This is a genomic window from Glutamicibacter sp. BS14 (assembly GCF_056934375.1).
In genome coordinates this window covers 2,583,020-2,607,041 of sequence record NZ_CM167801.1, presented here as the reverse complement: position 1 = coordinate 2,607,041, position 24,022 = coordinate 2,583,020, and the positions used below count along the sequence as shown (strand labels likewise).

Below are 24,022 nucleotides of genomic sequence, written 5' to 3'. Positions count from 1 at the left end.
GCACGCGGCAGAAAACTCGCTGAATGCAGAACGAACTGCCGCTGGCAGTAGGCGGCAGGGCACCCGCGCAGCGAGCCGGCAGCCCTCTGCGGTGCAATCACTGAATTGATCCGTGGATCAGTGCCTGGCTAGAAGCAATCCGGGAAAAGGTGCCCCGGGCTTGCGGCATAAGCCCGGAAAGGAATAGGGGCAGCAAACCGGTCCTAGTCATCTAGCAAATTCTCGGCGCATTGCAACAAGCGAACAGCTTCGCTGGGGGAGATGCGCACCAGAGTGAAAGCCGCTACTACCAGACCGGTGATGGTGTCGCTCAGCAGGGCATGGCGTTCAACTGAAAGATCCGGGCGAATGGCACGCAAGCCGCGGCCCATGGCTTCATCAAGTTCTTCCCGGTACGCGGAAATGATGGCGGCGATTTCGTTCTCTGCTGCGATCGGTGCGCTGGCGGTGTTGATCAGCAGGCACCCATGGGCTGCAGGCAGGGACTCTGGCTTCGCGAAAACGGCAGCAAGCCCACGCAGATAGTCTCTCAATGCCTGTGAAGGTACTGGGTCCTGGAGCAGCGGACGCAACCGTGGGCGCACAATTTCGTTCAAGTAGCTGTCTACCACTGCGTCGAACAGGCCGCGCTTGGAGCCGAAGGAGTTGTAGATGCTTGAACGGCTCAGGCCGGTGGCATTTTCAAGTTCGGGAATGGACGTGGCCTCGAAGCCCTTGGACCAGAACGCCGAGCGGGCGTTCTGGATAGCCGTTTCCTTGTCGAATGCAGATGTACGCGCCATCACACCCACCTCCTCTTTTCGTAACGACCATTCCAGTATATATTGAAATGGTCGTTACAGAATAGTTGCCTTCCCAACACCAAGGACAAGCCATGATCATCGCCGCGCAGATCTTCGCAACCGCCGCTGCCCTGCTCCACATCTACATCTTCTCGATGGAGTCCATCACCTGGACCACTGGAAAAACCCGCGCCTTGTTCAAGACCAGCGAGGCTGAAGCAGAAGCAACGCGCGAAATGGCCTTCAATCAGGGGTTCTACAACCTCTTCTTGGCAGTTGCCGCACTTGCCGGGGTGATTGCCCTGGGCATGGGCCACTTGGCTGCGGGTGCCACGTTGGTCTTCGCCGGAGCCGGCTCCATGCTGGCCGCTGCGTTGGTGCTGGCACTGGGAAGCCCGGGCAAAGCCAAGCTGGCCGTCAAGCAGGGGATGTTCCCGCTGCTGTCAGTTGTGCTGCTGGTCCTCGGCCTGGCGCTGGGCAACTAGAACGACACCGAGAGTTTCCAATATCACCGAGAATTGAAAGAACTGGTAACCATGACTGAAGCAACCAGCACGCAGATCCTGCTCGCCTCCCGTCCGTCCGGTTGGCCAACGCAGGAGAACTTCACCGTCCAGACCGTTGAGCTGCCGGAGCTGAAGACCGGTGAAATCCGGGTGCGCAACGAGTTCATTTCCGTGGACCCGTACATGCGCGGACGCATGAATGACACCCGTTCCTACATCCCGCCATTCAAGATTGGCGAGCAGATCCTCGGAGGCGCAATTGGCCGTGTCATCGAGACCGCGGACGAAGCGTTCCCGGCAGGTACCCTGGTCCAGCATCAGCTGGGCTGGTCTGACACCGTGCAGGCTGACTCTGCGAACTTCAAGCAGGCACCTGATCTGCCCGGCGTTTCCTCGTCGCTGCGCCTGCACATCTTGGGAATGACCGGCTTGACCGCCTATGTAGGCCTGAGCGCAGTCGCCAATCTTGCCGAGGGCGAGACCGTCTTCGTCTCCGGCGCTGCAGGTGCCGTGGGCACGGCTGCCGGGCAGATCGCCAAGCTCATGGGTGCCAAGCGCGTCATCGGCTCGGCCGGCAGTGCAGAGAAGGTTGAACTGCTGACCAGCAAGTACGGCTACGATGCCGCCTTCAACTACAAGGATGGCGATGTCCGTGGGCAGCTGGCCGCCGCAGCCCCGGAAGGCATCGATGTCTTCTTCGACAACGTGGGCGGGGACCACCTCGAAGCCGCCCTGGCAGCGTTCAACGATGGCGGTCGTGCTGCCCTGTGCGGCGCTATCGCCAGCTACAACACCACCGAGTCGACTCCTGGCCCGCAGAACATGGCCAACTTGATCACCCGCGGCCTGAAACTTCAGGGATTCACCCTCTCCAGCTACCTTGACCTCGCCCCGGAGTTCGGCGAGCGCATGGGCAAGTGGTTCTCCGAAGGCAAGATCGCCTACGACGAGACGATCGTTGATGGCATCGAGAATACCGTGGATGCCTTCCTTGGCATGATGCGCGGTGCGAACACCGGCAAGATGCTGGTGCGCATCTAGTTCTGCCAACCCGAGGATTGCTCCGGTCCGACCCCCGATTCAAGGGCTAGGATCGGAGCATGAACGGTTATGGTGGTAGCTGGGGCGCGGGGCTGGGGATCCTGCTCTCGCTCGTCCCGCTTTTGACAGTACTCATCGCGGCCGTAGGCGTTGTTCTGGCCTTGCGGACACTGCGGCTGCGCTCGAAACTGGATACCGCCGGGCAATGGTGGCTGCGTGTCCAATACGCCATCGACCGGTGCCTGTCCCAAGACATCACCGAGCGGAACGTCGGTACCTCGATGCTCGACCACCTGCAAGGCGTCGGCGAGCTGCCCGAAGGCTTGGAGGGGGCGCGGCGCAAATCCTGGCTTCGTGGCCATAGGGATAGCTGGGCGGTGCAGCCAGAGGATTTGGCCTTGATCCGTGATGTGCTCAAGGAGCTGGCCATGGACAAATCGCGCCAACTCAGCGCCACGGGAATCCGCGCGACCCCCGATCCTGGCCCCGAATACGGCACACTGATTCGCCAGGCTCAGCTGGTGCTGAAAATCGACGCGAAACTGGGTCGTGGGAGCGACCCGGACATCGTCGGGATTCTGTCCGCTTGCTAGCTACCTGATCATTCTTGCGTCGGTAATTTTCGGAGCAGCCGGGTCGTCCTCGCTCACGCCGTCGAAGGCGAATCCGTTGCGTTCGTAGAATCGGATGGCACGCGGATTCTGGGCCGCCACCCACAGCACGGCCGGCTCATCGCCAAGGACTGCATCCAGCAGCGCCTGCCCTGTTTCGTCGCCATGGAAGTCTTCCAGCACATACAGGTTCTACAGCTGGCGAGAGACGTTCTCCGGTATCCCGTCGGTATTCCCCATGGGTGATGCAGAGAACGCGAATCCGACAAGCTTCCCGTCCTCATTTTCCGCCACCGAAATCCTGAAGAGCGGATTCGGGTCCTCCAGAACCCTGTCCGACATGCGCAGCCGCTGCTCACTGTGGGCAGGGTCGAAGAAACCATCTGGCAGCAGCTGCGTGTAGGTTTCTTTCCAGCATTCGACATGCAACCTGGCAAGCTCCTGCGCGTCGGCAGGCAGCGGTTTCCTGAGCTTCTGTGCCATTCCTATCCCTTGATGTAGTCGGACAGATGAACTCCGGTCAGCGTGCCGGAGACGGCAAGGTCGGCCGGGGTCCCTTCGAAGACAATGCTTCCTCCCTCGTGCCCTGCCCCGGGACCCAAGTCAATGACCCAGTCGCAGTGGGCTACCACCGCCAGATGATGCTCGATGACCACGACGGTATTGCCTTCATCGACCATCTCGTCGAGCAGGCGCAGCAGGTTCTGCACGTCAGCCATGTGCAATCCTGTGGTTGGCTCGTCCAGGATGTAGGTACCGGCGCCCTGGCCCAAATGGATAGCCAGCTTGATTCGCTGCCGTTCGCCGCCAGAAAGCGTGTTCAGCCGCTGTCCCAGTTTCAGGTATCCCAGACCCACCTGGTTCAGGCGTTCGAGCGCGGCCTTCGCCTTGGGTACTTTGAGCTGCTCAAGCGCTTCTTCCATGCTCAAGTCCAGGACTTCGGCAATGTTCAACCCATCCAGGGTGTATTCCAGCACATCAGCGGTGAATCGCTTGCCGCCGCACTGCTCGCAAGGCAAGGCCACTCCGGCCATGGATGCCAAGTCCGTATAGGTGTATCCGACACCGCTGCACCCCGGGCATGCTCCGGCCGAATTGGCGCTGAACAGGGCAGGCTTCACGCCGTTGGCTTTAGCAAACGCCGCACGGATCGGATCCATGATCCCGGTATAGGTGGCCGGGTTCGAACGCCGGGAGCCTCGGATGGCGGTTTGGTCCACCACCGCCACGTCATCACGTTTGGCGATTGTCGAATGGATCAGCGTGGATTTGCCGGAACCGGCGACACCGGTGATTGCGCACATCACGCCGGTAGGGATATCCACGGAAACATTCTTCAGGTTGTGCAGGGAGGCACTGCGCACTTGCATGGACCCCTGTGCCTCGCGCGGGTTCGCATTGAGCGCAGCACGCGTGGTGAAGTGCTTTCCGGTCAGCGTATCGCTGGACAGCAGGCCGTCCACTGGACCGCTGTAGCAAATGGTGCCGCCATGGGTACCAGCGCCCGGGCCCAAGTCGATCACGTGGTCTGCGATGCCGATGACCTCGGGTTTGTGCTCCACCACCAGCACGGTATTGCCCTTGTCCCGAAGGCCAGCCAGCAGCCCGTTCATCCGCTGGATGTCATGGGGATGCAATCCAACGGTGGGCTCGTCGAAGACATACGTGACATCACTGAGTGCTGATCCAAGATGCCGGATCATCTTCACGCGCTGGGCTTCGCCGCCCGAAAGGGTCCCCGCCGGACGGTCGAGGGACAGGTATCCCAACCCCAAATCCACCATGGATTTGAGCACTGCCTTCAAATTGGTGGTCAATGGCGCTGCATCCGGGATCTGGATCTTCTCGAGGATTTCGAGCAGTTCGGAAACCTGCAGTGCAGTCATGTCCGCGATTCCCAAGGAATTGATCTTCGAATCACGAGCGGCCTGGCCGAGCCGTGATCCGGCGCAGGCAGAGCACGGTGCGGTCGTGGAGATGCGTTCGATCCAGGCACGAATATGGGCTTGCTTGATCTCCCTGCCCGAATGGATGTAGTTGGACTTGATGCGCGTGACCAAACCGGAGTAGCTCATGTTGGCCCCATTGAGCTTGACCTTGCCTGCTTCTTCGTAGAGCAAGCGGTCAAGCATGGCACTGGGCATGACCCTGAGCTTCATGTCCAGATCTGCTTGCGTGCCGGCAGTCAGCGTCTGCCACAGCCATGAATCCGGGGCAAAGTTCGGCGCCTTGATGGCCCCCTCGTTCAGCGACTTGTCCCAATCCAGCAGCTCATCAAGGTCGATGCTCGCCTCGGTGCCGAAACCCTCGCAGACAGGGCACGCGCCCTGGCCGAGATTAAACGAGTACGCGCCAGCGCCGCCGGCGCTCGGAGTGGAATAACGCGAAAACAGAACGCGCAAGAGCGAGTAGGCGTCGGTCGCCGTGCCCACGGTAGAACGCGAATTAGCGCCCATGCGTTCCTGGTCGACCACGATGGCCGTGGAGAGATTTTCCAGCACTTCTACATCAGGCCGGGGCATCGAGGGCATGAAGCTCTGGATGAAGGTCGTATACGTTTCATTGATCAGGCGCTGGGACTCTGCAGCAATCGTGCCGAACACCAGGGAGGACTTGCCCGAACCGGAAACACCGGTAAACGCGGTAATGCGCCGTTTTGGAATATCGACGTCAACACCTCGCAAGTTGTTTTCCCGGGCTTGGCGTACTCGAATGGTGTCATGGCTATCGGCAGGGTGCTGGCTCATGCCCCAAGCCTACTGAGAAATGCTCCAACCGACACCTGCCGTAGGATAGCGGACTTGCAAACGCTGCCGATTCCGGTGGAGTATCGAACCCACAAGGAATCAGCGACCCCCTGCGAGAGCGGAGAAATCCATGCCGGACGCACCTAGGAAACTACTCAAGCTCAGTTCGGTGGCGGCGCTGGCCGGGTGCCTTGCGCTCGCCGGTTGCGGCGGCACTGCAGGTGGCACCGCAAGCCAGGAGCCGTCAACTCCTGAAGCCACCCCAACGCAGTCCGCATCGCCAACGGCATCCTCTCCCGGGGATGCCGGGGAGTCGGAGCAATCCGGAACTGTCGGAGGCCAAGAGCTGGGCAAGCTCCCATCGAGCGCTACCGAGTACGCAGATGCCCTGGTCGTCGCTTGGGGCAATGGAAATGAAGCGCAGATGAAACAGCTGGCCACCGATCAGGTGGTCGCCTTGCTCACCGGGCATTCGGCGGCGGGCGGACCGAACTGGTCGCAAACTGGCAGCGATGCCGGAGCCGGTTCGGTCTTCGTGAGCTATGAAAATGCCGATGACGGATCCGTGCTCAACCTGCGCGTGCAAAGCCAGGTGGTTGGCCAGGGCCACGAACAAGGCGTGGTTGAAGCGAACTTCGAATAATCAATGAATCCAAGGTGGGGCGGGACTGCTTAATGGGGCAGATCCGCCCTGCTGCCGTTTAATCGACGAATATTCAGCTCCCGAACCCCCTCCGCACCAGGGATCGAACCTGATTGAGCGTGTTGCGATTTACGGTAGAGATTATTCGGCAGAAGGGCGTATTCTCGTAACACTCAATCCATTCACAGGATTTCGGTGTAACAAAAATTACGTCTATCATGATTGAGGCGTGCGCCACGACACACTTGTGGCCCGTCCAACAGTGCGCTCCGAGCCCGAACCGTTTAAAGGACATTCATGAAGCTGCTGAAATCTATCCCACTGCTTGGCTGGGTGGTCGTCGCCATTCTGCTGGGTATTCTGCTTGGCCCGGTCATGCCGGTCTGGTTGGGAAGCGTATTCCTGACCTACAACTCGATCTTCTCCGGATTCCTTGGCTTCGTCGTGCCTTTGATCATCTTCGGTTTGGTGGCACCCGCTATCGCTGAGCTCGGCAAAGGCGCCGGCAAGTGGTTGGGCATCACCGCAGCCATCGCCTACGCCTCCACCCTGTGCGCGGGCCTGCTCGCATACTTCGTGAGCCGTTGGCTATTCACCAAGTCGCTTTCCGGCGGTGGCGTCGAGGAAGTTGGCGGAGGCGAAGGATCCGGCTTTGAGCCGTACTTCTCCCTGGTCGGCAGCGCAGGCGAATCGGCAACAGAGATCGTGCTGGAACCGCTGATGGGCGTCATGACCGCGCTGGTCCTGGCATTCATGCTGGGCTTGGGCCTGACCGCCTTCCGTTCCACCGTCCTCTTCCGCGGGGCAGTGGAGTTCCGCAACATCATCGAGATGGTTATCCGCCGTGTGGTTGTTCCCGCATTGCCGCTGTTCATCTTCGGCATCTTCCTGGATCTGTCCGCTGCCGGTGACGCCGTCACCGTAGTGCAGAAGTTCCTCTTCGTTGCCGTGGTCTCCTTCGTGCTCACCCTGGTTGTCCTGCTGGTGCAGTACTCCATCGCTGGCGCGATGAACAAGCGCAACCCGCTGGCCGCCCTGTGGGGCATGCGCAATGCCTACTTCACCGCATTGGGTACCTCCTCCTCGGCCGCAACCATTCCAGTGACCTTGGAATCTGCGAAGAAGAACGGTGTTTCCGATGCGGTCGCCGGTTTCGTCATCCCGCTGTGCGCCACCATCCACCTGTCGGGCTCGATGGTCAAGATCACCTGCTTCTCCATCGCCGTGCTCCTGCTGACCGGTGGCGACGTTTCCTTCGGCGCCTACTTCCCGTTCATCCTGATGCTCGGCGTCATGATGGTTGCAGCTCCCGGCGTGCCTGGTGGCGCTATTGCGGCCGCTGCTGGCCTGCTCGCCCAGATGCTGGGCTTCGGCGAGGTCGAAGTCGGCCTGATGTTCGCAGCCTACATTGCCCTGGATAGCTTCGGCACCGCAACCAACGTGACCGGTGACGGCGCGCTGGCCATGATCATGCACAAGCTGACCCGTGGCAAGCTCGGCGCCCAGCCCCAGGATCCTGAGGACGAGGTCGTAGAGCTGGCCGATGGCACCGAAGCTGCGGACCACAAGCTGGCCTAAACGGCTTCCATCACTCGCATAGGCATCGATGCCCGGTACCAGACTCGCAGTGGTACCGGGCATCGATGTTTTGCTTTGCCCGCAAGGATCGGGGCGAAAGCGAAAACCCGCCCAGCAGGCGGACCGTGGCCGGTCCGTGTGCTGGGCGGGTTTGCTTTGCCGCAGTGGCAGCAGCGGTAGTACTAGATCCACATGGCCGGGTCGATGTACTCGGCCGGGTCTACAGCAGGCTTGCGTTCTTCAGGCCTGCGCGGACGGTTCTGTGCGGGGATTCCGGTGACGATCGAGCCTTCCGGAGCATCCTTGACGACCACGGCGTTCGCACCGATGGCGGAATCCGCGCCGATGACGATCGGGCCGAGCACCTTGGCTCCGGCACCGATGACCACGCGGTCACCGATGGTCGGGTGGCGCTTGACCTTGGCCAGTGAACGGCCGCCGAGGGTCACCCCGTGGTACAGCATGACGTCATCGCCGATTTCGGCAGTCTCGCCAATGACGATGCCCATGCCGTGGTCGATGAAGAAGCGGCGCCCAATGGTCGCGCCGGGATGGATCTCGATCCCGGTCAGGGCGCGGTTCGCCTGGGATAGCAAACGCGCTGGCCACTTCAGCGAGGGGTTCTGCCACATCTTGTGGGCCAACCGGTGCAGCCAGATCGCGTGCAGTCCGGAATACACGAAGAAGTTTTCCGGATCGCTTCGCGCTGCCGGATCGTGCTGGCGTGCGTTGGCCAAATCCTCACGCAGGCGGGAGAAAAAACTCATGAATACTACCTTAGGGGTTGCGGTTCGCTCGGGGACAATCCGCAGATGTCACACAGCAAATCGGCGCGAGTTGCACCGATACAGGTCTCTCTATAGACCCAACAGTGGCTCGCGCCGATTTATTCTGCTTCTGCAAATTGACTTAGCCGCGGATGTCGTCGAAGAGCAGGGTGGAGATGTAGCGCTCACCGAAGTCCGGGATGATCGCAACGATCTGCTTGCCGGCGTTCTCTTCACGCGCGGCGATCTGTACCGCACCCCAAACGGCTGCGCCAGCGGAGATGCCGCCGAGGATGCCTTCCTTGACGCCCAGCGCGCGAGCGGTCGATACCGAATCCTCGATGCTGGCATCCAGGACTTCGTCGTACAGCTCGGTGTCGAGCACCTCGGGGATGAAGTTCGCTCCCAGTCCCTGGATCTTGTGCGGGCCGGGCTTTCCGCCGTTGAGGATCGGGGAATCCTTGGGCTCAACGGCCACGATCTTCAGGTTTGGGTTCTTTTCCTTCAGGTAGCGGCCTGCACCGGTGATAGTGCCACCGGTACCGATGCCGGCAACCAGGATATCGATCTTGCCTTCGGTATCGGACCAGATCTCCGGACCGGTGGTCTCTGCGTGGACCTGCGGGTTGGCGGTGTTGGCGAACTGCTGCGCCCAGATAGCGTTCTCGGAAGTCGCAACAATCTCCTTGGCCTTTTCCACAGCCCCGCGCATGCCGTCGGCGCCCGGGGTCAGCACGATCTCGGCGCCGAAAGCGCGCAGCATCACACGGCGCTCGGTGGACATGGTTTCAGGCATGGTCAAGATGACCTTGTAGCCGCGGGCTGCACCGACCATCGCCAGTGCAATGCCGGTGTTGCCCGAAGTGCCCTCAACGATGGTGCCGCCTGGCTTCAATGCACCAGAGGCTTCGGCTGCATCAACGATGGCCACGCCGATGCGGTCCTTGACGGAGTTCGCCGGGTTGTAGAATTCCAGCTTCACAGCGATGTTCCCTGGCAGGCCCTCGCCGACGCGGTTCAGCTTCACCAGCGGGGTGTTGCCGACGACTTCGGTGACGTTGTTGTAGATCTTGCCCATCTTGTATGCAATCCTTACGTGACTCTATGCAGCCGCAGTTAGTTGCGGCGAAATAATTGCCGGAATCTGGCGTAACCGCCGGACACCTATGAGGTTCACAACTAACCCTAGTAGGCCAAAAGCGCGACTAGGCTTCGTTTAGCCATTGAGCGTAATATTTCCTGACTTTCGCGATCTTTGGATCGATAATCACGCGGCAATAGCCGACTTCCTGGTTTTCGGAGTAATAATCCTGATGGATTTGCTCGGCAGGATAGAAATCTTTGGACTCTTCGAGCGTAGTGACGATCGGATTGGGGTATACGCGCGAGAACTTCTCGATGGCGTCCTGGAAGAGATCGCGCTGCCGGTCATCGAGCGGGAACATCGCCGAGCGGTACTGCGTGCCCACATCGTAGCCCTGGCGGTTCAGCGTCGTCGGGTCGTGCACGGTAAAGAACATGTCCAAGATGACTTCGGCCGGAACCACTTGCGGGTCAAAGATCACGGCGACACCTTCGGCATGGCCAGTGGTGCCGCTGCAGACTTCGCGGTAGGCCGGATCCTTGGTGTGGCCACCGATGTATCCGGAAATCACGGCGTGGACGCCACGCGTTCGCTGGTACACGGCATCCAAGCACCAGAAGCAACCGCCGGCTAGTACGAAGGTGCTCAACTTGGTGTCCTGGACTTCCAGGAACGGGCTGAATTGATGAGGGGACTGAAGGCTGGGAATACTCACACAGTTCACAACGTTGCGGCGTTGCATTCTGTTCCATCCCCATACCCACCGCGTAGGGTGGTGGGTATGCAGAGCAAGGCAGATAACTCGCAAGACCTGGGGAAGAGCAGCGATTCCCTGGATGCCTCGACGCTCAAGCCCGTTACCGGAGAAACGCCTGAGCAACCGGTGGAAGACACCTCGGTTCCGCAGACCACCTTGGGTAACGTCCTTGAAGCAGCTGAGGAACTTTGGCCAAAATCATTGGCCGAAGATTGGGATGCCGTTGGCTTGGTGACCGGACGTACCAGCCAGCAGATTTCCAAGATCGTGATGGCTGTTGATCCAACGCTGGAGGTGATCGAGGATGCAATCGAGCGTGGGGCCGATCTGCTGATCACTCACCACCCATTGCTCCTGCGCGGAGTCACCCAGGTTGCCGCCACCAATTTCAAGGGCGAAGCCATTCACCGCCTGATCGAATCCGGAACCGCATTGCTTACGGCGCACACCAATGCCGACAGCGCCATCGGGGGAGTCAACGACGCCCTCGCCGATGCCTTCGGGCTGAAGGACTGCGTGCCGTTGATCGAGTCCAAGGATGGACTGCCAGAAGAAGGCTTGGGGCGGGTGGGCTTCTTGGAGAAGCCGATGAAGCTCGAGGATTTCGCTGAACGCGTTTACACCGTGCTCCCAGCGGTGGCTGGCGGTGTTCGTGTCGCCGGAGACCGTACAGGCATCATCCGGAAGGTCGCCCTTTGCGGCGGTGCCGGCGATTCCCTGTTTGACGCGGTGCGCTCGCACCAGGCCGATGTCTACGTGACTGCTGATCTGCGTCACCACCCGGCAAGCGAAGCACGCGAAGCTGCCAACGGCGGGTTCCCTTACCTGATCGATGTCTCCCACTTCGCTTCGGAATGGGTCTGGCTGTCGGCTGGTGCCCGCGCCCTGGGCAATGTGCTCAACGATCTTGGCCACACCGTGGAGATCGAGGTTTCCCAAGTGAATTCCGATCCATGGGACTTCGTGCTGACTCCGTAGTCAGTGAGTTCCATGCTGCATCATCTGGAAATATGGGTTGAGGATTTGGCAGCCAGTACAGCTTCCCTGGGCTGGCTGCTCACTCGCCTTGGCTATGTGGTGGATTCCCAATGGGCTGATGGCATCAGCTATGCCCGCGATGGATTCTATATAGTCCTGGAATCCGGACCGGATGCCAAAAGGCAGCGGCATGACCGCCTGGCTCCCGGGCTGAACCATTTGGCTTTCCATGCTGGAACCAGGCAGGCGGTGGAAACGTTGGCTGCCCAGGCGCTGGATCACGGGTTCACCCTGATGTTCCCGGAGCTGCACCCGTACGCCGGGGGACCAAAGCACTACGCGGCGTATTTGGAAGATGCTGCCGGATTCGAGATTGAACTAGTCGCAGCGCTTTGACGAAGCCGCATTAGCCATGCCAGCACGCTTCATCGGCAGGGCACCAGCCGCCTTCGGCGACTTGCCCAAGGACGCTAATTCACTGTGGTGAACTGGTGGTCCTCCGGCAGCAGGATGTTCAGCGCCAAGCCCTTCTTGTCTTCGACGAGGGACGCTTCCCACTTGGTCTGGACCAGCTCGAGCAATTCTCCAGGGTTTTCCGGTGCGACCGGTTGCTGGACCAGGAAACCGGCGACCTCGCCACGGGTGTGCTTGGCAAAGTGCGAGACCACCTTCGGGATCCCATTGCGCATCTGGAAGACGTTGACCGCAACGGTGTTGCCATTGGCCGGCTTGTAGGCGGCCGCATAGGTGCTCGATCGCGCGTCAACGATCAGCTGGTCGCCGGCCACCGCATCCAGCACCGGAGCCAGGCGTTTCTTCCACCAGGTGGCCAGCTTGCCCAGCGGCTCGAGCTTGACCGACATGGATAAGCGGTAGGGCGGAATGCGATCGCCGAAACGCACGGCACCCCACAGGGCGGAGACCACGATGATGGATTCATCGGCGCGCCGCTGCGCTGCTTCATCCAGGCTTGCGTAGTCCAGGGCCTCGAAGAGCACGCCCGAGTAGATATCGTGCGCCTTGGCTGCGGGCTCGGTGTGCAGATTGATATTCCGCGCTACTTCCTTGGCCAGCGAGGCTCCGACTCCCAGCAGGTCCATGGCATCTTCGCGTGCTGAGACTTCAGCAAGGGCGTCAAGCACCAGGCGGCGTTCCCCGGAAAGCTCCGGAAAAGACAGGTCCTCGATTTCGAACGGAGAACCTTCGGCGTGGGCGGTCTTGCCTTCGGAAGGCGGCAACAGAATAAGCACGCGTTCCAGCTTATCGGAGTTCATCTGATCTTCTGCCCAGGGCATGTACCCGCAGAGCAGATCTGGCTAGGCTGAACCCACTACCCAGCAGCGCTTCACGCAGAGTAAGGACAGAGCATGCCCCAGCAGAACTCAAGAGCTAGCCAAACTGCCTCCGGGCAGCACTGCGACTTCGATGTGATCGTGATCGGCGCCGGGCCGGCCGGGGAGAACGCCGCCGACTATGCCACCCGGCAGGGCCTGAAGGCGGCCATCGTCGAATCCGAGCTGGTGGGCGGGGAATGCTCGTATTGGGCATGCATGCCTTCCAAGGCCCTGTTGCGCAGCGGCGATGCGCTGCGCGCGGCACGCCGGGTTCCTGGGGCCCGCGAAGCGGTGACTGGTGCGCTGGATCCCGAGGCGGTGCTCGCGCGGAGGGACGCCTTCACCAGCAACTGGGATGATGCCGGGCAGGAACGGTGGCTGCGCTCGGCGGGCATCGAGTTGATCCGCGGCCGGGCGCGGCTTTCCGGGCGCGGCCTGGTGCAGGTGGCGGATCGCGAGTACTCGGCCCGGGCCGTAGTCCTGGCCACCGGATCCACTCCAGTTCTGCCTGGGATCGAGGGATTGGCTGAAGCCAGGCCGTGGGGCACCCGGGAGGCCACTGCGGCCAAGGCGATCCCGCCAAGGCTGGCCATCATCGGTGGCGGAGTTGCCGGGGTGGAGCTGGCATTCGCCTTCGCCTCCCTCGATTCCAAGGTCACCATCCTTGCCCGCGGGTCGCTGCTGGGCCGCGAAGAGCCGTTCGCCGGCGAGCTGGTGGCCCAGTCGCTGGCCGAGGCCGGGGTAGTGGTGCACCAGGACACCACTCCGTTGCAGGTCCACCGCGATGAGCACGGGATAGCCGGCCTCCAGCTGCCCGGAGGATCCCTCGTGGAAGCCGAGGAAGTGCTCGTCTCCACCGGGCGGCGGCCGGACATCGGGAACCTGGGACTCGAAGCACTCGGGGTGGACCCGTCCCGGCGGTTGCAGGTCGATGACACGATGCTCGTGGCGGGCACCGACTGGCTCTACGCCGTGGGAGATGCCAGCGGGCGCAGCCCGCTGACCCACCAGGGCAAGTACCAGGCCCGGGCCGCGGGCGAGGCCATTGCCGCGAGGATCAATGGAACCGGGGTTCTCGATGCGCCCTGGGGCAGGCATGCGGCCACGGCGGACCACCATGCGGTGCCGCGCGTGGTCTTCAGCGATCCGCAGATCGCCGCGGTCGGACTCACCGAACGCCAGGCCCGCGACGCCGGTCTGCAGATTTCGGTTATCGAGCACGATCTGGGTGCGGTGGCCGGGGCGAGCCTGCACGCCGACGGGTATTCCGGGCGGGCCAAGCTGGTGATAGACCAGGCGCGTTCGGTGATCGTCGGCGCCACTTTCGCTGGCCAGGATGCCGCGGAACTGCTGCATGCGGCCACCATTGCGATCGTCGGCGAGGTCAGCCTGGACCGGCTGTGGCATGCGGTCCCCGCCTATCCGACGATCAGCGAAATCTGGTTGCGGTTGCTTGAGGCGCTGCGGTTCGGGTGAACCTGGCTGTGACCGAATCAGCGTTCGGAAGTGGTCTGCAGGCCGCGCCCAACGCATTAGACTGGTAGTGAATGGGATGGCCAGACGGTCGCGTGGCAAGCAATTGCCCCGAGGAACGTCCGGGCTCCGCAGAACAGGGTGGTGGGTAACGCCCACTCGGGGTAACCCGCAGGCTAGTGCCACAGAAAATAGACCGCCAGGTTTTCCTGGTAAGGGTGAAACGGTGGTGTAAGAGACCACCAGCACCCCAAGCGATTGGGGTGGCTAGGTAAACCCCACTCGGAGCAAGGTCAGACAGACTGCGTCATGAGGGCTGTTCGCCCCATGCAGTCGGGTGGACCGCTAGAGGCTGCCGGCAACGGCAGTCGTAGATAGATGACCGTCCCGCTTCGGCGCGACAAAACCCGGCGTATCGGCCATCCCATTCACACTCTTCCTCCCTGCGATTGCGCCGGCATCAGCCTTTAGTGCGCTGGTGAGATGATTCACAGTCCCCGATCCTCAGTTTTTCTGCGCACGGTCTAGAATGGATCATGTACTTACGAGGATGATCCTGTTACCTCGTGCCACCGCAAAAGCAATGGTGCTTCCCACGGTGCCAACCGACTTTATGGATCTGCGAGTCGGCTGAATTGGAAGGATTTTCTGTGACCCAGCAGTCTGTCGTTGCCCAGCAAGAATGGAGCGGGCGCGAAGAGCTCGCCGAGGCCATGATCCCACTGATCGGACGTCTGTACCGCAAGAACAATGTGGTGACCTCCGTCTACGGCCGCAAGCTGATCAACCAGTCCGCCATCGACATCATCAAGGCCCACCGCGTAGTGCGCCGCATCGATGGCGAAGAGCTCGACCTGAACGACACCAAGGCCATCCTGGATGCCATCGAGGCCCTGAACGTCGGTTCGGTAGCAGTTGACCTCGGCCGCGTGAACAAGAAGTTCAAGGAATCCGGTTCCGCTGATTTGAACGCTTTCCTGGCTGATGAATTGGGCGAGAAGGTTGGCCAGGCCGGCGCAACCGACGCTGAACCCCAGGACGTTGTCCTCTACGGCTTCGGCCGCATCGGACGCCTGCTGGCCCGCATCCTGATCGAGCGTGGCGGCTACGGCCTGCGCCTGCGCGCCATCGTGGTCCGCAAGGGCTCGGATGACGACATCGTCAAGCGCGCTTCGCTGCTGCGCCGCGACTCGGTGCACGGCCGCTTCGAAGGCTCGATCACGGTCGACGAGGAAAACAGCACGATCCTCGCCAACGGCACCCTGATCAAGGTCATCTACTCGAATGACCCGACCACCGTCGACTACACCGAACACGGCATCGACAACGCCATCGTGGTGGACAACACCGGCCGCTGGCGCGATGAGGCCGGACTGTCCCAGCACCTGGCCGCCAAGGGCGTTTCCCGCGTGCTGCTGACCGCACCGGGCAAGGGCGATCTGAAGAACATCGTCCACGGCATCAACGATTCGTGGATCACCGCAGAAGACAAGATCGTCACCGCTGCCTCGTGCACCACCAATGCCATCACCCCAGTGCTCAAGGCCCTGAACGACAAGTTCGGTGTCACCCACGGGCACGTCGAGACCGTTCACTCGTTCACCAACGACCAGAACCTGATCGACAACTTCCACAAGGGCGAGCGCCGCGGCCGTTCGGCAGCGCTGAACATGGTGATCACCGAAACCGGTGCCGCCAAGGCAGTGGCCAAGGCCCTGCCGGAGTTCGAAGGCAAGCTGACCGGCAACGCGATCCGTGTACCGACCCCGGATGTCTCCATGGCGATCTTGAACTTGAACCTGGAGAACGGGACCACCAAGGAAGAGCTCAATGCCTACCTGCGTGAAACCTCGCTGACCTCCAGCCTGCACAAGCAGATCGACTACATCGATTCGCCTGAGGTTGTCTCCACCGACTTCGTCGGCTCGCGCCGCGCCGGCATCGTTGACGGCCTGGCCACTATCGTGTCCGGCAAGAACGCTGTCGTCTACGTTTGGTACGACAACGAGTTCGGCTACTCCTGCCAGGTTGTGCGCGTCATCGAATCGATGGCCGGCACCCACCCGGCTGCAGTGCCTGCAGTGAAGGCTGAAGCCGTCACCGCCTAGGACCTCGCTGCTTGCAGCTGAAGGGACCATCCCAACGCATTGCGCGCTGGGATGGTCCCTTTTGCTATTCCATCCGGGTGGCACGAAGCCCTCCAAAGGACCTTCCGGGTCCAGGGGGCCAACGAGAACCAGTACCTGGCCAGCACCTCTCCAGCAAAGTCCAGGCAGGTCTCGACCTTTGCGCGCATCCGGGCGTGGAGGTCCGCTTGAGCCTGCGCCGTCCCTGCGTCAACGGCGGCTGCAGGTGCGCCGCTTCGCGGGCATCTCTGGACCCCCGCACTGCTAGGCTTTAGGCCATCAACCATTGGATCGAGGTTGGTTAATGGACAGTACCCGGACGCTGGCGGCGCGCATGGCGAGCCAGCTGCTACTGGAGCCGGCAGAATCCGTACTGCAGGCCGCAGAACACATGCTCGCGTTCCAGTCCCAGGACTTCGCTGCAGGACGCTACGCGCTGGCTCAGCGCTCCGCAGCGCAAGAATCCCGCCAGCAAGTCGATGCGCTCTTCAGCGAAGGCCGGCTCGTGCGGTCATGGACCATGCGGGGCACGCTGCATATCTGCTTGGCCGAAGATGCGCGCTGGATGACTCGCGCAACACGTGAACGCACCTTGCGCTCCTCGGCCACACGGATGCGGGGACTGCAGATCGGCACCCAGGACATTGACCAGGCAGCTGGCATCATCAGCGCGCATCTGCAGGAGCACGGGCAAGCCAGCCGCTCCGCGCTCTTCAAGGCACTGAACCAGAATGGAATGGAGACCGGCCAGCAGCGAGGACTGGTTATCCTGCAGGTCCTCGTCCTGGACGGGTTGATCTGCCAGGGGCCCATTCCACAAGACGCGAAACTCATCGCGCAGGACTTCGTGCTCGTGGATGAATGGATTGCAAGTCACCGGGAACCAGGAGATCCGTTGGCGCAACTCTTGCGCCGGTACCTGCACTCGCATGGGCCAGCTACCCTTCGCGACGCAGCCTGGTACACGGGACAGACGCTGACCACCATGAGAACCGCCGCAGAAGCACTCGGCGGCTTGCTGTCCAGCGCAGGAAGCGATGAGCGCGGGGAGGGCTACTGGGTCATCGCCGGCAGCCGCGCCCACCGGGAGCTTGAAGCGATGGAGCCCACCGGGCTGCCACTGCGCCTGCTCGGTCCCTTTGACGAGTACTACCTGGGCTACGCGAATCGCACGCTGGTAGCCGACGAGCAGATGGCTGCGCAGATCCTGCCCGGCAAGAACGGCATGTTCCTGCCCTTCTGGCTAGAACAAGGCAGGGCTTCGAAGCTCTGGAACGCAGAAACAGCGCCCACCGGCAAAATCGGTGCGGCGCTGCATCAGCGGTATCTGGACTTCAAGACTGCCCGGTAGGCGGCGGGAGGCCTAGTGGCCGAATGGATCCTCATCGGTACCCGGCAACCAGGTGTTGCCAGGCACGCCCCAACCCAGAGCCTTCTTGGCCTTCTTCCACTTCTTCTCCCAGCGTGGCTGCAACTTGTCCACGTAGAGGTAGCCATCAAGGTGGTCGTACTCGTGCTGCATGATGCGCGCGAACCAGCCGTGCGCTTCGAAAGAGATCGGATTGCCGAACTCGTCGAAACCCTCCACCTTCGCATAGTCGGCACGCTGCAGCGGGTAGTTCAACCCGGGCACGGACAAGCAGCCCTCGGAGTCGTCATCAGCATCTGCGGGAGCCTGCGACACCTTTGAAAGCGTCAGCTTGGGGTTGATCACTACGCCCCGCTCGGGAGCATCGTCCTGGTCCGCGAAGACGTAGGTGAACATGCGCAGGCCCAAACCGATCTGCGGAGCCGCCAGGCCCACGCCATGCGCTTCATCCATGGTGAGGTGCATATCGGCAACGAGCTCGCGCAAGGCGCCATCAAACTCGGTGACCTCCACCGCACGCTTGTGAAGTACAGGTTCTCCGTAAACAGTGATCTGCCGAATAGGCACGTGATCGGTTCCTTTCAAAAGTGCTTAGAGTGCTCGTCCAATAGTTTCACGCATGATCTCGCTTGTGCCACCAAAGATGGTCAGCAAGCGGGAGGCAGTGAAGGACTGGGCAATCGGGTACTCCATGATGTAGCCATAGCCGCCATGCAGCTGCAATGCCTGATCGGAAAGCTTTTTAGCGCTCTCACTAGCCCAAAGCTTGACCTCGGCAGCCTCGGAAGGATCCAGCTCGCCGTCGTTGAATGCCAGGACGGCCCGGTCCACGAAGCTCTGGGTGACATGCGCCTCAGTCTTCAGGTTAGCCAGTTCGAAACGGGTGTTCTGGTACTCGGTCAGCGCCTGGCCAAAGGTCGAGCGGTTCTTCGCATGCTCCAGCGCCTGCTCGAAGGACGCGGTGCAGATCGCCGAGGCAGCCACGGCAATAGCCAGACGGGCCTGGGGAAGCTGCGCCTTGACATAGGACAGGCCCTGTCCAGCCTCGCCAACAAGATCCGCAGACGAGACGCGGACATCGTCGAAGAACAGCTCAGCGGTATCAGAAGCCCGCAGCCCAATCTTGTCGAAGGGGCTGCCGTTGGTGTACCCCTCGGAACGCTCGACCATGAACAGCGAGAATGACTGCTCGCCCGCACGTCCGCTCTCGCCATCGGTGCGCGCAAGCACCAGAGCGGCATCGCCAAACGCAGCATTGCCGATGAAAGTCTTCTGGCCGCTAATCAGCCAGTCATCCCCATCGCGGACCGCCTTGGTGCGCACCGCGCGCAGGTCAGATCCAGCGCCAGGCTCGGTAAACGCGCAGGAGGTAATGGTGGAGCCATCGACCATGCGTGGAAGCCACTTGGCCTTGAGCTCGGCAGAGCCGTAGGAGAGCAGGTACGGCAGCACCAGGTCGTCGTGCAGGTGGAAGGCCAAGGCTACGGACAGATGCCCCGAACGCACGAGCTGCTCATCAAGCACTACACGGAAGCGGTAATCATCGATGCCCATGCCACCGAACTGCTCAGGCACTGCAAGACCCAGCAGGCCGTTTTCACCGGCAGACTGCCACACCTCGCGGGGGATCTGATGATCCTTTTCCCACTGAGCGTATTTACCGGAAATCTCCCGGGCGTTGAATTCCGTAGCCAGTTCACGGAACTGCTCGTGGTCCTCTTCAAAGAGCGCGCGTTTCACAGGGGGAGTACCTTTCGGTGGATGGAACGAAGGCATAAAGCTCACTGGCTTGCCGAAGTACATCATCCATTATGGTCGCTCAGGCCAATGCGTGCCTATTCGCCAGGGCAAACAACGATTCAAGTCACTAGATAACGCAAAAAGTCTCGAAAAACACGGGGGTAGACCCCAAAACACAACGCATTCGAACATAGTTTCGAATCCGTGTTCCTAGCCACCGAAATATGACTTAACACCGCATCCGGGCAGCACTGCGCTCGCCGGCAGGTTCGAACTGCCTGTTCAATCGGTCCTGTCGGCGACGAATCTGCAACCGGCATCCGTGCGTGATGGCGTTGGCTTCACCGGAGACAGTGATACTTCGAATAGGGGCCTAGGGGAGGCAAGTGGCTCGTTATGCAGGGGCGGGCAGTGCCAATAATGCAACCCTGGACTGTCCCGCGGGTTGCGGATCACTCCACGCGAAATCGACCCGGTTGCCGCTTGATGGAATCCGCTTGTTTCGAGACTGCTGGCAGGGTTGCGTGCGATCGCGTCGAGGCGCCCGACCTGTGCCATGGAAGCGATCTTTTCGGCGTCGGCAGGGTGCCTGGGCATCTGGTGGTTCCATGCGGTGGCAATTGCCGGCGGTGAAGGCGGGTTGGCGGCTAGCGGCGCGATGCTGAACGCCGTGTCGGATTCGCTGGCGGGGACTGGTGGCGAGTGCCTCTGGATTCCAGATGTTCGGTCTGGAATCAACGAGGCCCGGTGCCTTGCTGATTGCGCTTCAAGGCGTCGGAAACGAGAAAAGACCTGGTTCGGAATTTCCATTCCGAACCAGGTCTTTCGATCTGGGGTGAGTAACGGGGTTTGAACCCGCGACCTTCTGGACCACAACCAGACGCTCTACCGACTGAGCTATACCCACCATGTCTACTTCGTTACTAGTCAGAAGCTGTAGTGCTCATGATCTCGTACCGGGCAACGAGAAATACTATACACGTATCCAGGCCGGAAATACCAATTCGCATGGAGCCATTTCCGGGATTGTGACGGGATGCTCATTATTCATGGCCGTGGGGCTGTTGCTCGCCGCTGAACTGCCTCATGAGATGGATCCCCGTGCCGTGATCATCCCTTTGCTTGCAGTACCTTAGGGAATGGCTTTGCCGCGGGTCCGGGGCACAGCTGCGCTAGGCATCGACGGTGGAAGCCGATATAGTTCGAGCCACCGTGAAGAATTGATGATGGGGGGAATTCTTGGGCATTGACGATCTTCTGGAAGCCTTGAATGCTGGCCAGAGAATTACCGCCGGTTCGCCGCTGCATGCGCTCATGCATAGCACAAGCCAGGACGCGCTGCGCATTTGCGCGGAGCTGAACGACGGCTACCGCAGCCCAGGGCAAGTGCGGGATTTGCTGCGGCAGCTGACCGGAACGAACGTTGACGACTCGGTGGTGCTATTCCCGCCGTTCAACTCGGAGTTTGGCCGCAATATCGAACTGGGGAAAAACGTCTTCATCAATGCTGGCTGCAAATTCCAGGACCAAGGCGGCATCAGTATCGGGGATGAGTGCTTGATTGGGCACAACGTCGTTGTGGCAACACTTAATCACGATCTTGAACCTGCTCGGCGGGCGGATATGATTCCGGCTCCAGTGATCATTGGGCGCAACGTCTGGATTGGCGCGAACGCGACCATACTTTCCGGTGTCACGATCGGCGAGAACGCAGTTGTCGCTGCCGCCGCGGTCGTAACGAAAGACGTACCTGCCGGCGCTGTTGTGGTTGGCTCGCCAGCCAGGGTGGTGCGCACGGTCTAATTCTGCGGCTCGTCAGCTGAGCGGCGGCGTTGCCAGGCGTGCGGGTAAAGCAAAAGACTCGATCCGGAACTTTCGTTCTGGATCGAGTCTTTGTCTCTGGGGTGAGTAACGGGGTTTGAACCCGCGACCTTCTGGACCACAACCAGACGCTCTACCGACTGAGCTATACCCACCATGTTTGCTTCGTTACTAGTCAGAACGCTTTTGCGAACCAATTCCGTATCTGGCAACGAGAAATACTATACACACAATTCCGCGCTTGGTGCCAATCGGAAGGCCCCTGGGGCACTGTGCAGTGCATCACCAATGCGCCGGGGCCTTCGTTTAGCGGTTAGCCGGCGCTTTGGGTGATCCCGGCGGCGATCTTCCTGGCCTCATCGGAGGTTGGCCCCGGCGCCGGCACCATGATGGCGTCGCGGTAGTAGCGAAGCTCGTTGATCGAATCCTGGATGTCGCCCAGTGCGCGATGGTTGCCGGTCTTGGCTGGAGCGCCGTAGTGCGCCTTCGGGAACCAGCGGCGGCTCAGCTCCTTCAAGGTCGACACGTCGATAATGCGGTAGTGCAGGTGCTCAATGACCTCAGGCATATCGCGTGCCAAGAAGTTCTTGTCGGTGCCCACCGAGTTGCCGCCCAGCAACGCCTTGTTCGGCTCCGGAACGTGCTTCTTGATGTAGTCGACCACCAGGCGCTGGGCTTCCTCCATGGAAATGCCGTTCTCCAGCTCGGGCAGCAGGCCGCTAACCACATGCATATTGCGAACGAAATCATCCATCTGCGCCAGAGCTGCCGGCTCGGGCTTGATGACTACCTGGATGCCCTCGTCGACGATCTCCAGATCGGAGTCGGTAATGAGCACTGCTACTTCGATCAATGCGTCGTTAACCAGATCCAAGCCGGTCATTTCGCAATCGATCCATACAATTTTTTCTGAGTTACTAGCCACGTAACCAATCTACACTTCAAGCAGCGCTGTGGGGGAGCGCACCCTCGTCGCACGGCGGAAGGACAGTGTTTCAACCGGCCTGGACGCGTGCTCGATGCTAAAATCGTCTGAGATTTCCGGCTGTTGAATTGCCTGCTTGCAAGGGCGCGGCACATGCGACGCTGGCTTAATTACTCTCGAACTCATGTCCGTTACAGCCCGAGGTGTCAGTGTGTCAGCCAGCAAGCCAGCAGCAGTGAGCTCCCCGCCCTACGCTGGAGTGAATAGGACCCTTCTCAGCGGCGTCATCGGTTCCTCCCTGATCCTTTTCGGATCCTTCGGTACCGGGTGGCTGGCCAGCGTATCCCCGCTGAACCGCGACCCGTTCTTCATCATGCTGCGCACCGAACCCGCCGGCGTGATCACCTGCGTGATCCTGCTGGCCCTGGGTTGCTGGGTCCTCTTCCGTTCCTGGTGGCGCCTGGGCCAGAAGCTCAAGGGCTGGGGCGAGGGTTCGCTGAAGGTGGTCCGCCGTGCGGTCTGGCTGTGGAGCATCCCGATGTTCGTCACGTTGCCGATCATGAGCCGGGACGTGTTCGCCTACATCGGCCAAGGCCGGCTGGTGGATGCCGGGCAGGATCCTTATGTTGACGGAATATCCTCGCTGAATAACTGGTTCCAGCTCGGTGCCGACACCATGTGGGCGCAGGACGGCACCCCTTACGGCCCGCTCTACCTGAGCATCGAATTCCTCGTGGTCAAGCTGACTGGCCCTTCGACCGACGCGGCGGTCCTGGCCTTCCGCGCCATTGCATTCATCGGCGTGCTGCTCTGCCTGCGCTACGTGCCCAAGCTTGCCGAACTGCACGGTGTCTCCGGGGCCAAAGCCGCCTGGATGACCGTGGCGAACCCGCTGTTCCTGGTGAACTTCGTGGCCAGTGCGCACAACGATGCCCTGATGACCGGCCTGTCGGTCTGGGCTGTCTACCTGGCATGCAAGCGCTACGGCTTCTGGGCCATCGTGGTGCTGGCGGCCTCGGTGGGGGTCAAACCGATTACCCTGGTACTGCTGCCGTTTATCGGCCTGCTCTGGGCAGGGCCTAATGCTGCCTGGCCGCGCCGCATCCTCTACTGGTTCTACACCGGCATGATCTTCCTGGCCCTGATGACCGTGGTTGGGTGGCTCAATGGCTACTGGTTCGGTTGGCTGAAGGTCATGCTCTTCACCGGTACCGGATACTCCATCTTCTCCCCGGTAGGCATTGCGGTCATCGCGCTGAGCGGGCTGGTCTCCGCCATCGGGCTGTCCACCGAGTGGATCCTGCCCGCGGCCAAGCTCTTCGGCCGCCTGGTCGGCGTAGCCATCGCCTTTGTCTTGATCTTCCGAGGAAAGCACTCGCACCTGGTGCAGCGCATGGCCATCGCCTTCGCGGCGATTGTCGTGCTCTCCCCGGTGATCCAGCCGTGGTACCTCCTGTGGCTGCTGCCGTTCTTCGCCGCGACCGGCCTGCGCGATGACTGGCAGATGCTCTGGCTGCACCTGACCACCATCTTCTTCCTGGCCTACCAGGCCGCTGACCAGATCTTCGTTTGGCAGTTCCTGCAGGATTCCCTGGTTCCACGCGTCCAATTGATTTCCTGGGGCATCTCCATCGCCTGCGCCCTGTACCTTGTCTTCTTCGATCCGAAGACCAAGAACATCTGCGCTGATCTGCTCAGCTCGACCAACTGGCTGAAGAAGAGCAAGAAAGCCTAGTGGCA

The 24,022-nt window shown here is 61.0% G+C and carries 23 protein-coding genes, 2 tRNA genes and 1 other RNA gene; 13 read left to right on the top strand and 13 right to left on the bottom strand.

Features of this window, described 5'->3' with window-relative positions; all coding sequences use genetic code 11:
• Positions 1-203: 203 nt before the first annotated feature.
• A complete protein-coding gene (locus tag AC1Z36_RS12380; protein ID WP_483561292.1) occupies positions 204-782 on the bottom strand; it encodes a TetR/AcrR family transcriptional regulator in 579 nt (192 codons plus the stop codon).
• Between the two features lie 92 nt (positions 783-874).
• Between AC1Z36_RS12380 and AC1Z36_RS12375 the strand changes: the two genes are divergently transcribed.
• From AC1Z36_RS12375 to AC1Z36_RS12365, 3 genes are read left to right on the top strand one after another with little or no spacing between them, the layout of a single operon-like run.
• Entirely contained in the window at positions 875-1,267 is a 393-nt protein-coding gene (locus AC1Z36_RS12375) for a DUF1304 domain-containing protein (RefSeq protein ID WP_105657767.1), read from the top strand.
• Between the two features lie 51 nt (positions 1,268-1,318).
• Complete coding sequence (locus tag AC1Z36_RS12370; protein ID WP_105657768.1) at positions 1,319-2,329, top strand: NADP-dependent oxidoreductase; 1,011 nt, start codon at positions 1,319-1,321, stop codon at positions 2,327-2,329.
• 59 nt (positions 2,330-2,388) lie between these two features.
• On the top strand, positions 2,389-2,922 hold the full coding sequence (locus AC1Z36_RS12365; protein ID WP_105657769.1) for a hypothetical protein: 534 nt from the start codon (positions 2,389-2,391) through the stop codon (positions 2,920-2,922).
• Here AC1Z36_RS12365 and AC1Z36_RS12360 read toward each other — a convergent pair whose 3' ends face one another.
• The 3 genes from AC1Z36_RS12360 to AC1Z36_RS12350 are packed head-to-tail and all read right to left on the bottom strand — an operon-like array spanning position 2,923 to position 5,687.
• A complete protein-coding gene (locus AC1Z36_RS12360) occupies positions 2,923-3,123 on the bottom strand; it encodes a GNAT family N-acetyltransferase (RefSeq protein WP_286134223.1) in 201 nt (66 codons plus the stop codon).
• Positions 3,124-3,132: 9 nt separating this feature from the next.
• On the bottom strand, positions 3,133-3,423 hold the full coding sequence (locus AC1Z36_RS12355; protein ID WP_286134224.1) for a GNAT family N-acetyltransferase: 291 nt from the start codon (positions 3,421-3,423) through the stop codon (positions 3,133-3,135).
• A 2-nt stretch (positions 3,424-3,425) separates the two neighbouring features.
• Entirely contained in the window at positions 3,426-5,687 is a 2,262-nt protein-coding gene (locus tag AC1Z36_RS12350) for an ATP-binding cassette domain-containing protein (protein WP_483561291.1), read from the bottom strand.
• A gap of 130 nt (positions 5,688-5,817) precedes the next feature.
• Here AC1Z36_RS12350 and AC1Z36_RS12345 point away from each other — a divergent pair, with 130 nt between their 5' ends.
• Both AC1Z36_RS12345 and AC1Z36_RS12340 read left to right on the top strand, forming a co-directional pair.
• On the top strand, positions 5,818-6,330 hold the full coding sequence (locus AC1Z36_RS12345; protein WP_483561290.1) for a hypothetical protein: 513 nt from the start codon (positions 5,818-5,820) through the stop codon (positions 6,328-6,330).
• 297 nt (positions 6,331-6,627) lie between these two features.
• Entirely contained in the window at positions 6,628-7,908 is a 1,281-nt protein-coding gene (locus AC1Z36_RS12340; RefSeq protein ID WP_105661226.1) for a dicarboxylate/amino acid:cation symporter, read from the top strand.
• 182 nt (positions 7,909-8,090) lie between these two features.
• Here the strand turns inward: AC1Z36_RS12340 and epsC are convergent, their stop codons facing one another.
• The 3 genes from epsC to msrA form a co-directional block, all read right to left on the bottom strand.
• Positions 8,091-8,675: a serine O-acetyltransferase EpsC gene (gene epsC, locus AC1Z36_RS12335; RefSeq protein WP_105657773.1), complete on the bottom strand. Its 585-nt coding sequence runs from the start codon at positions 8,673-8,675 to the stop codon at positions 8,091-8,093.
• 142 nt (positions 8,676-8,817) lie between these two features.
• Positions 8,818-9,753 (bottom strand): cysteine synthase A, encoded by a 936-nt coding sequence (cysK, locus tag AC1Z36_RS12330; RefSeq protein ID WP_332489254.1) that lies wholly within the window; start codon positions 9,751-9,753, stop codon positions 8,818-8,820.
• A gap of 127 nt (positions 9,754-9,880) precedes the next feature.
• Positions 9,881-10,408: a peptide-methionine (S)-S-oxide reductase MsrA gene (gene msrA, locus AC1Z36_RS12325; protein WP_483561289.1), complete on the bottom strand. Its 528-nt coding sequence runs from the start codon at positions 10,406-10,408 to the stop codon at positions 9,881-9,883.
• Positions 10,409-10,540: 132 nt separating this feature from the next.
• Between msrA and AC1Z36_RS12320 the strand changes: the two genes are divergently transcribed.
• Together AC1Z36_RS12320 and AC1Z36_RS12315 are read left to right on the top strand one after the other, a co-directional pair.
• Entirely contained in the window at positions 10,541-11,494 is a 954-nt protein-coding gene (locus AC1Z36_RS12320) for a Nif3-like dinuclear metal center hexameric protein (RefSeq protein ID WP_105657775.1), read from the top strand.
• Positions 11,495-11,506: 12 nt separating this feature from the next.
• Positions 11,507-11,890, top strand: coding sequence for a VOC family protein (locus tag AC1Z36_RS12315; protein ID WP_483561966.1), 384 nt, complete (start codon positions 11,507-11,509; stop codon positions 11,888-11,890).
• A gap of 74 nt (positions 11,891-11,964) precedes the next feature.
• Here AC1Z36_RS12315 and AC1Z36_RS12310 read toward each other — a convergent pair whose 3' ends face one another.
• On the bottom strand, positions 11,965-12,744 hold the full coding sequence (locus tag AC1Z36_RS12310; RefSeq protein ID WP_483561965.1) for a YaaA family protein: 780 nt from the start codon (positions 12,742-12,744) through the stop codon (positions 11,965-11,967).
• Between the two features lie 117 nt (positions 12,745-12,861).
• On the opposite strand from AC1Z36_RS12310, the gene AC1Z36_RS12305 reads away from it, so the two are divergent.
• From AC1Z36_RS12305 to AC1Z36_RS12290, 4 genes are all read left to right on the top strand, one after another.
• A complete protein-coding gene (locus tag AC1Z36_RS12305) occupies positions 12,862-14,304 on the top strand; it encodes a dihydrolipoyl dehydrogenase family protein (RefSeq protein WP_105661232.1) in 1,443 nt (480 codons plus the stop codon).
• Positions 14,305-14,376: 72 nt separating this feature from the next.
• Positions 14,377-14,732: RNase P RNA component class A (rnpB, locus tag AC1Z36_RS12300), an RNA gene on the top strand.
• A 219-nt stretch (positions 14,733-14,951) separates the two neighbouring features.
• Positions 14,952-16,409: a glyceraldehyde-3-phosphate dehydrogenase gene (locus AC1Z36_RS12295; protein ID WP_105657779.1), complete on the top strand. Its 1,458-nt coding sequence runs from the start codon at positions 14,952-14,954 to the stop codon at positions 16,407-16,409.
• 322 nt (positions 16,410-16,731) lie between these two features.
• Positions 16,732-17,778, top strand: a complete 1,047-nt coding sequence (locus AC1Z36_RS12290) for a winged helix DNA-binding domain-containing protein (RefSeq protein ID WP_388021954.1) — start codon at positions 16,732-16,734, stop codon at positions 17,776-17,778.
• 12 nt (positions 17,779-17,790) lie between these two features.
• Here the strand turns inward: AC1Z36_RS12290 and def are convergent, their stop codons facing one another.
• The 3 genes from def to AC1Z36_RS12275 form a co-directional block, all read right to left on the bottom strand.
• Complete coding sequence (gene def, locus AC1Z36_RS12285; RefSeq protein WP_105657783.1) at positions 17,791-18,363, bottom strand: peptide deformylase; 573 nt, start codon at positions 18,361-18,363, stop codon at positions 17,791-17,793.
• 24 nt (positions 18,364-18,387) lie between these two features.
• Positions 18,388-19,536: an acyl-CoA dehydrogenase family protein gene (locus AC1Z36_RS12280; RefSeq protein WP_181148860.1), complete on the bottom strand. Its 1,149-nt coding sequence runs from the start codon at positions 19,534-19,536 to the stop codon at positions 18,388-18,390.
• An 831-nt stretch (positions 19,537-20,367) separates the two neighbouring features.
• Positions 20,368-20,443, bottom strand: a tRNA-His gene (locus AC1Z36_RS12275).
• Between the two features lie 332 nt (positions 20,444-20,775).
• Between AC1Z36_RS12275 and AC1Z36_RS12270 the strand changes: the two genes are divergently transcribed.
• Positions 20,776-21,339, top strand: a complete 564-nt coding sequence (locus AC1Z36_RS12270; RefSeq protein ID WP_105657784.1) for a DapH/DapD/GlmU-related protein — start codon at positions 20,776-20,778, stop codon at positions 21,337-21,339.
• A gap of 97 nt (positions 21,340-21,436) precedes the next feature.
• On the opposite strand, the gene AC1Z36_RS12265 is transcribed toward AC1Z36_RS12270, so the two are convergent.
• Both AC1Z36_RS12265 and orn read right to left on the bottom strand, forming a co-directional pair.
• Positions 21,437-21,512 (bottom strand) — tRNA-His (locus AC1Z36_RS12265).
• A gap of 158 nt (positions 21,513-21,670) precedes the next feature.
• Positions 21,671-22,282, bottom strand: coding sequence for an oligoribonuclease (gene orn / locus AC1Z36_RS12260; protein ID WP_105661234.1), 612 nt, complete (start codon positions 22,280-22,282; stop codon positions 21,671-21,673).
• Positions 22,283-22,466: 184 nt separating this feature from the next.
• Between orn and mptB the strand changes: the two genes are divergently transcribed.
• Positions 22,467-24,017, top strand: coding sequence for a polyprenol phosphomannose-dependent alpha 1,6 mannosyltransferase MptB (gene mptB, locus AC1Z36_RS12255; protein ID WP_402741325.1), 1,551 nt, complete (start codon positions 22,467-22,469; stop codon positions 24,015-24,017).
• Positions 24,018-24,022 lie beyond the last annotated feature (5 nt).

Bases quoted from the DNA above. Each gene is read 5' to 3' on its own strand.
- AC1Z36_RS12380 (WP_483561292.1), bottom strand. From the start codon at position 782: ATGGCGCGTACATCTGCATTCGACAAGGAAACGGCTATCCAGAACGCC.
- AC1Z36_RS12375 (WP_105657767.1), top strand. From the start codon at position 875: ATGATCATCGCCGCGCAGATCTTCGCAACCGCCGCTGCCCTGCTCCAC.
- AC1Z36_RS12370 (WP_105657768.1), top strand. From the start codon at position 1,319: ATGACTGAAGCAACCAGCACGCAGATCCTGCTCGCCTCCCGTCCGTCC.
- AC1Z36_RS12365 (WP_105657769.1), top strand. From the start codon at position 2,389: ATGAACGGTTATGGTGGTAGCTGGGGCGCGGGGCTGGGGATCCTGCTC.
- AC1Z36_RS12355 (WP_286134224.1), bottom strand. From the start codon at position 3,423: ATGGCACAGAAGCTCAGGAAACCGCTGCCTGCCGACGCGCAGGAGCTT.
- AC1Z36_RS12350 (WP_483561291.1), bottom strand. From the start codon at position 5,687: ATGAGCCAGCACCCTGCCGATAGCCATGACACCATTCGAGTACGCCAA.
- AC1Z36_RS12345 (WP_483561290.1), top strand. From the start codon at position 5,818: ATGCCGGACGCACCTAGGAAACTACTCAAGCTCAGTTCGGTGGCGGCG.
- AC1Z36_RS12340 (WP_105661226.1), top strand. From the start codon at position 6,628: ATGAAGCTGCTGAAATCTATCCCACTGCTTGGCTGGGTGGTCGTCGCC.
- epsC (WP_105657773.1), bottom strand. From the start codon at position 8,675: ATGAGTTTTTTCTCCCGCCTGCGTGAGGATTTGGCCAACGCACGCCAG.
- cysK (WP_332489254.1), bottom strand. From the start codon at position 9,753: ATGGGCAAGATCTACAACAACGTCACCGAAGTCGTCGGCAACACCCCG.
- AC1Z36_RS12320 (WP_105657775.1), top strand. From the start codon at position 10,541: ATGCAGAGCAAGGCAGATAACTCGCAAGACCTGGGGAAGAGCAGCGAT.
- AC1Z36_RS12315 (WP_483561966.1), top strand. From the start codon at position 11,507: ATGCTGCATCATCTGGAAATATGGGTTGAGGATTTGGCAGCCAGTACA.
- AC1Z36_RS12305 (WP_105661232.1), top strand. From the start codon at position 12,862: ATGCCCCAGCAGAACTCAAGAGCTAGCCAAACTGCCTCCGGGCAGCAC.
- AC1Z36_RS12290 (WP_388021954.1), top strand. From the start codon at position 16,732: ATGGACAGTACCCGGACGCTGGCGGCGCGCATGGCGAGCCAGCTGCTA.
- mptB (WP_402741325.1), top strand. From the start codon at position 22,467: ATGTCCGTTACAGCCCGAGGTGTCAGTGTGTCAGCCAGCAAGCCAGCA.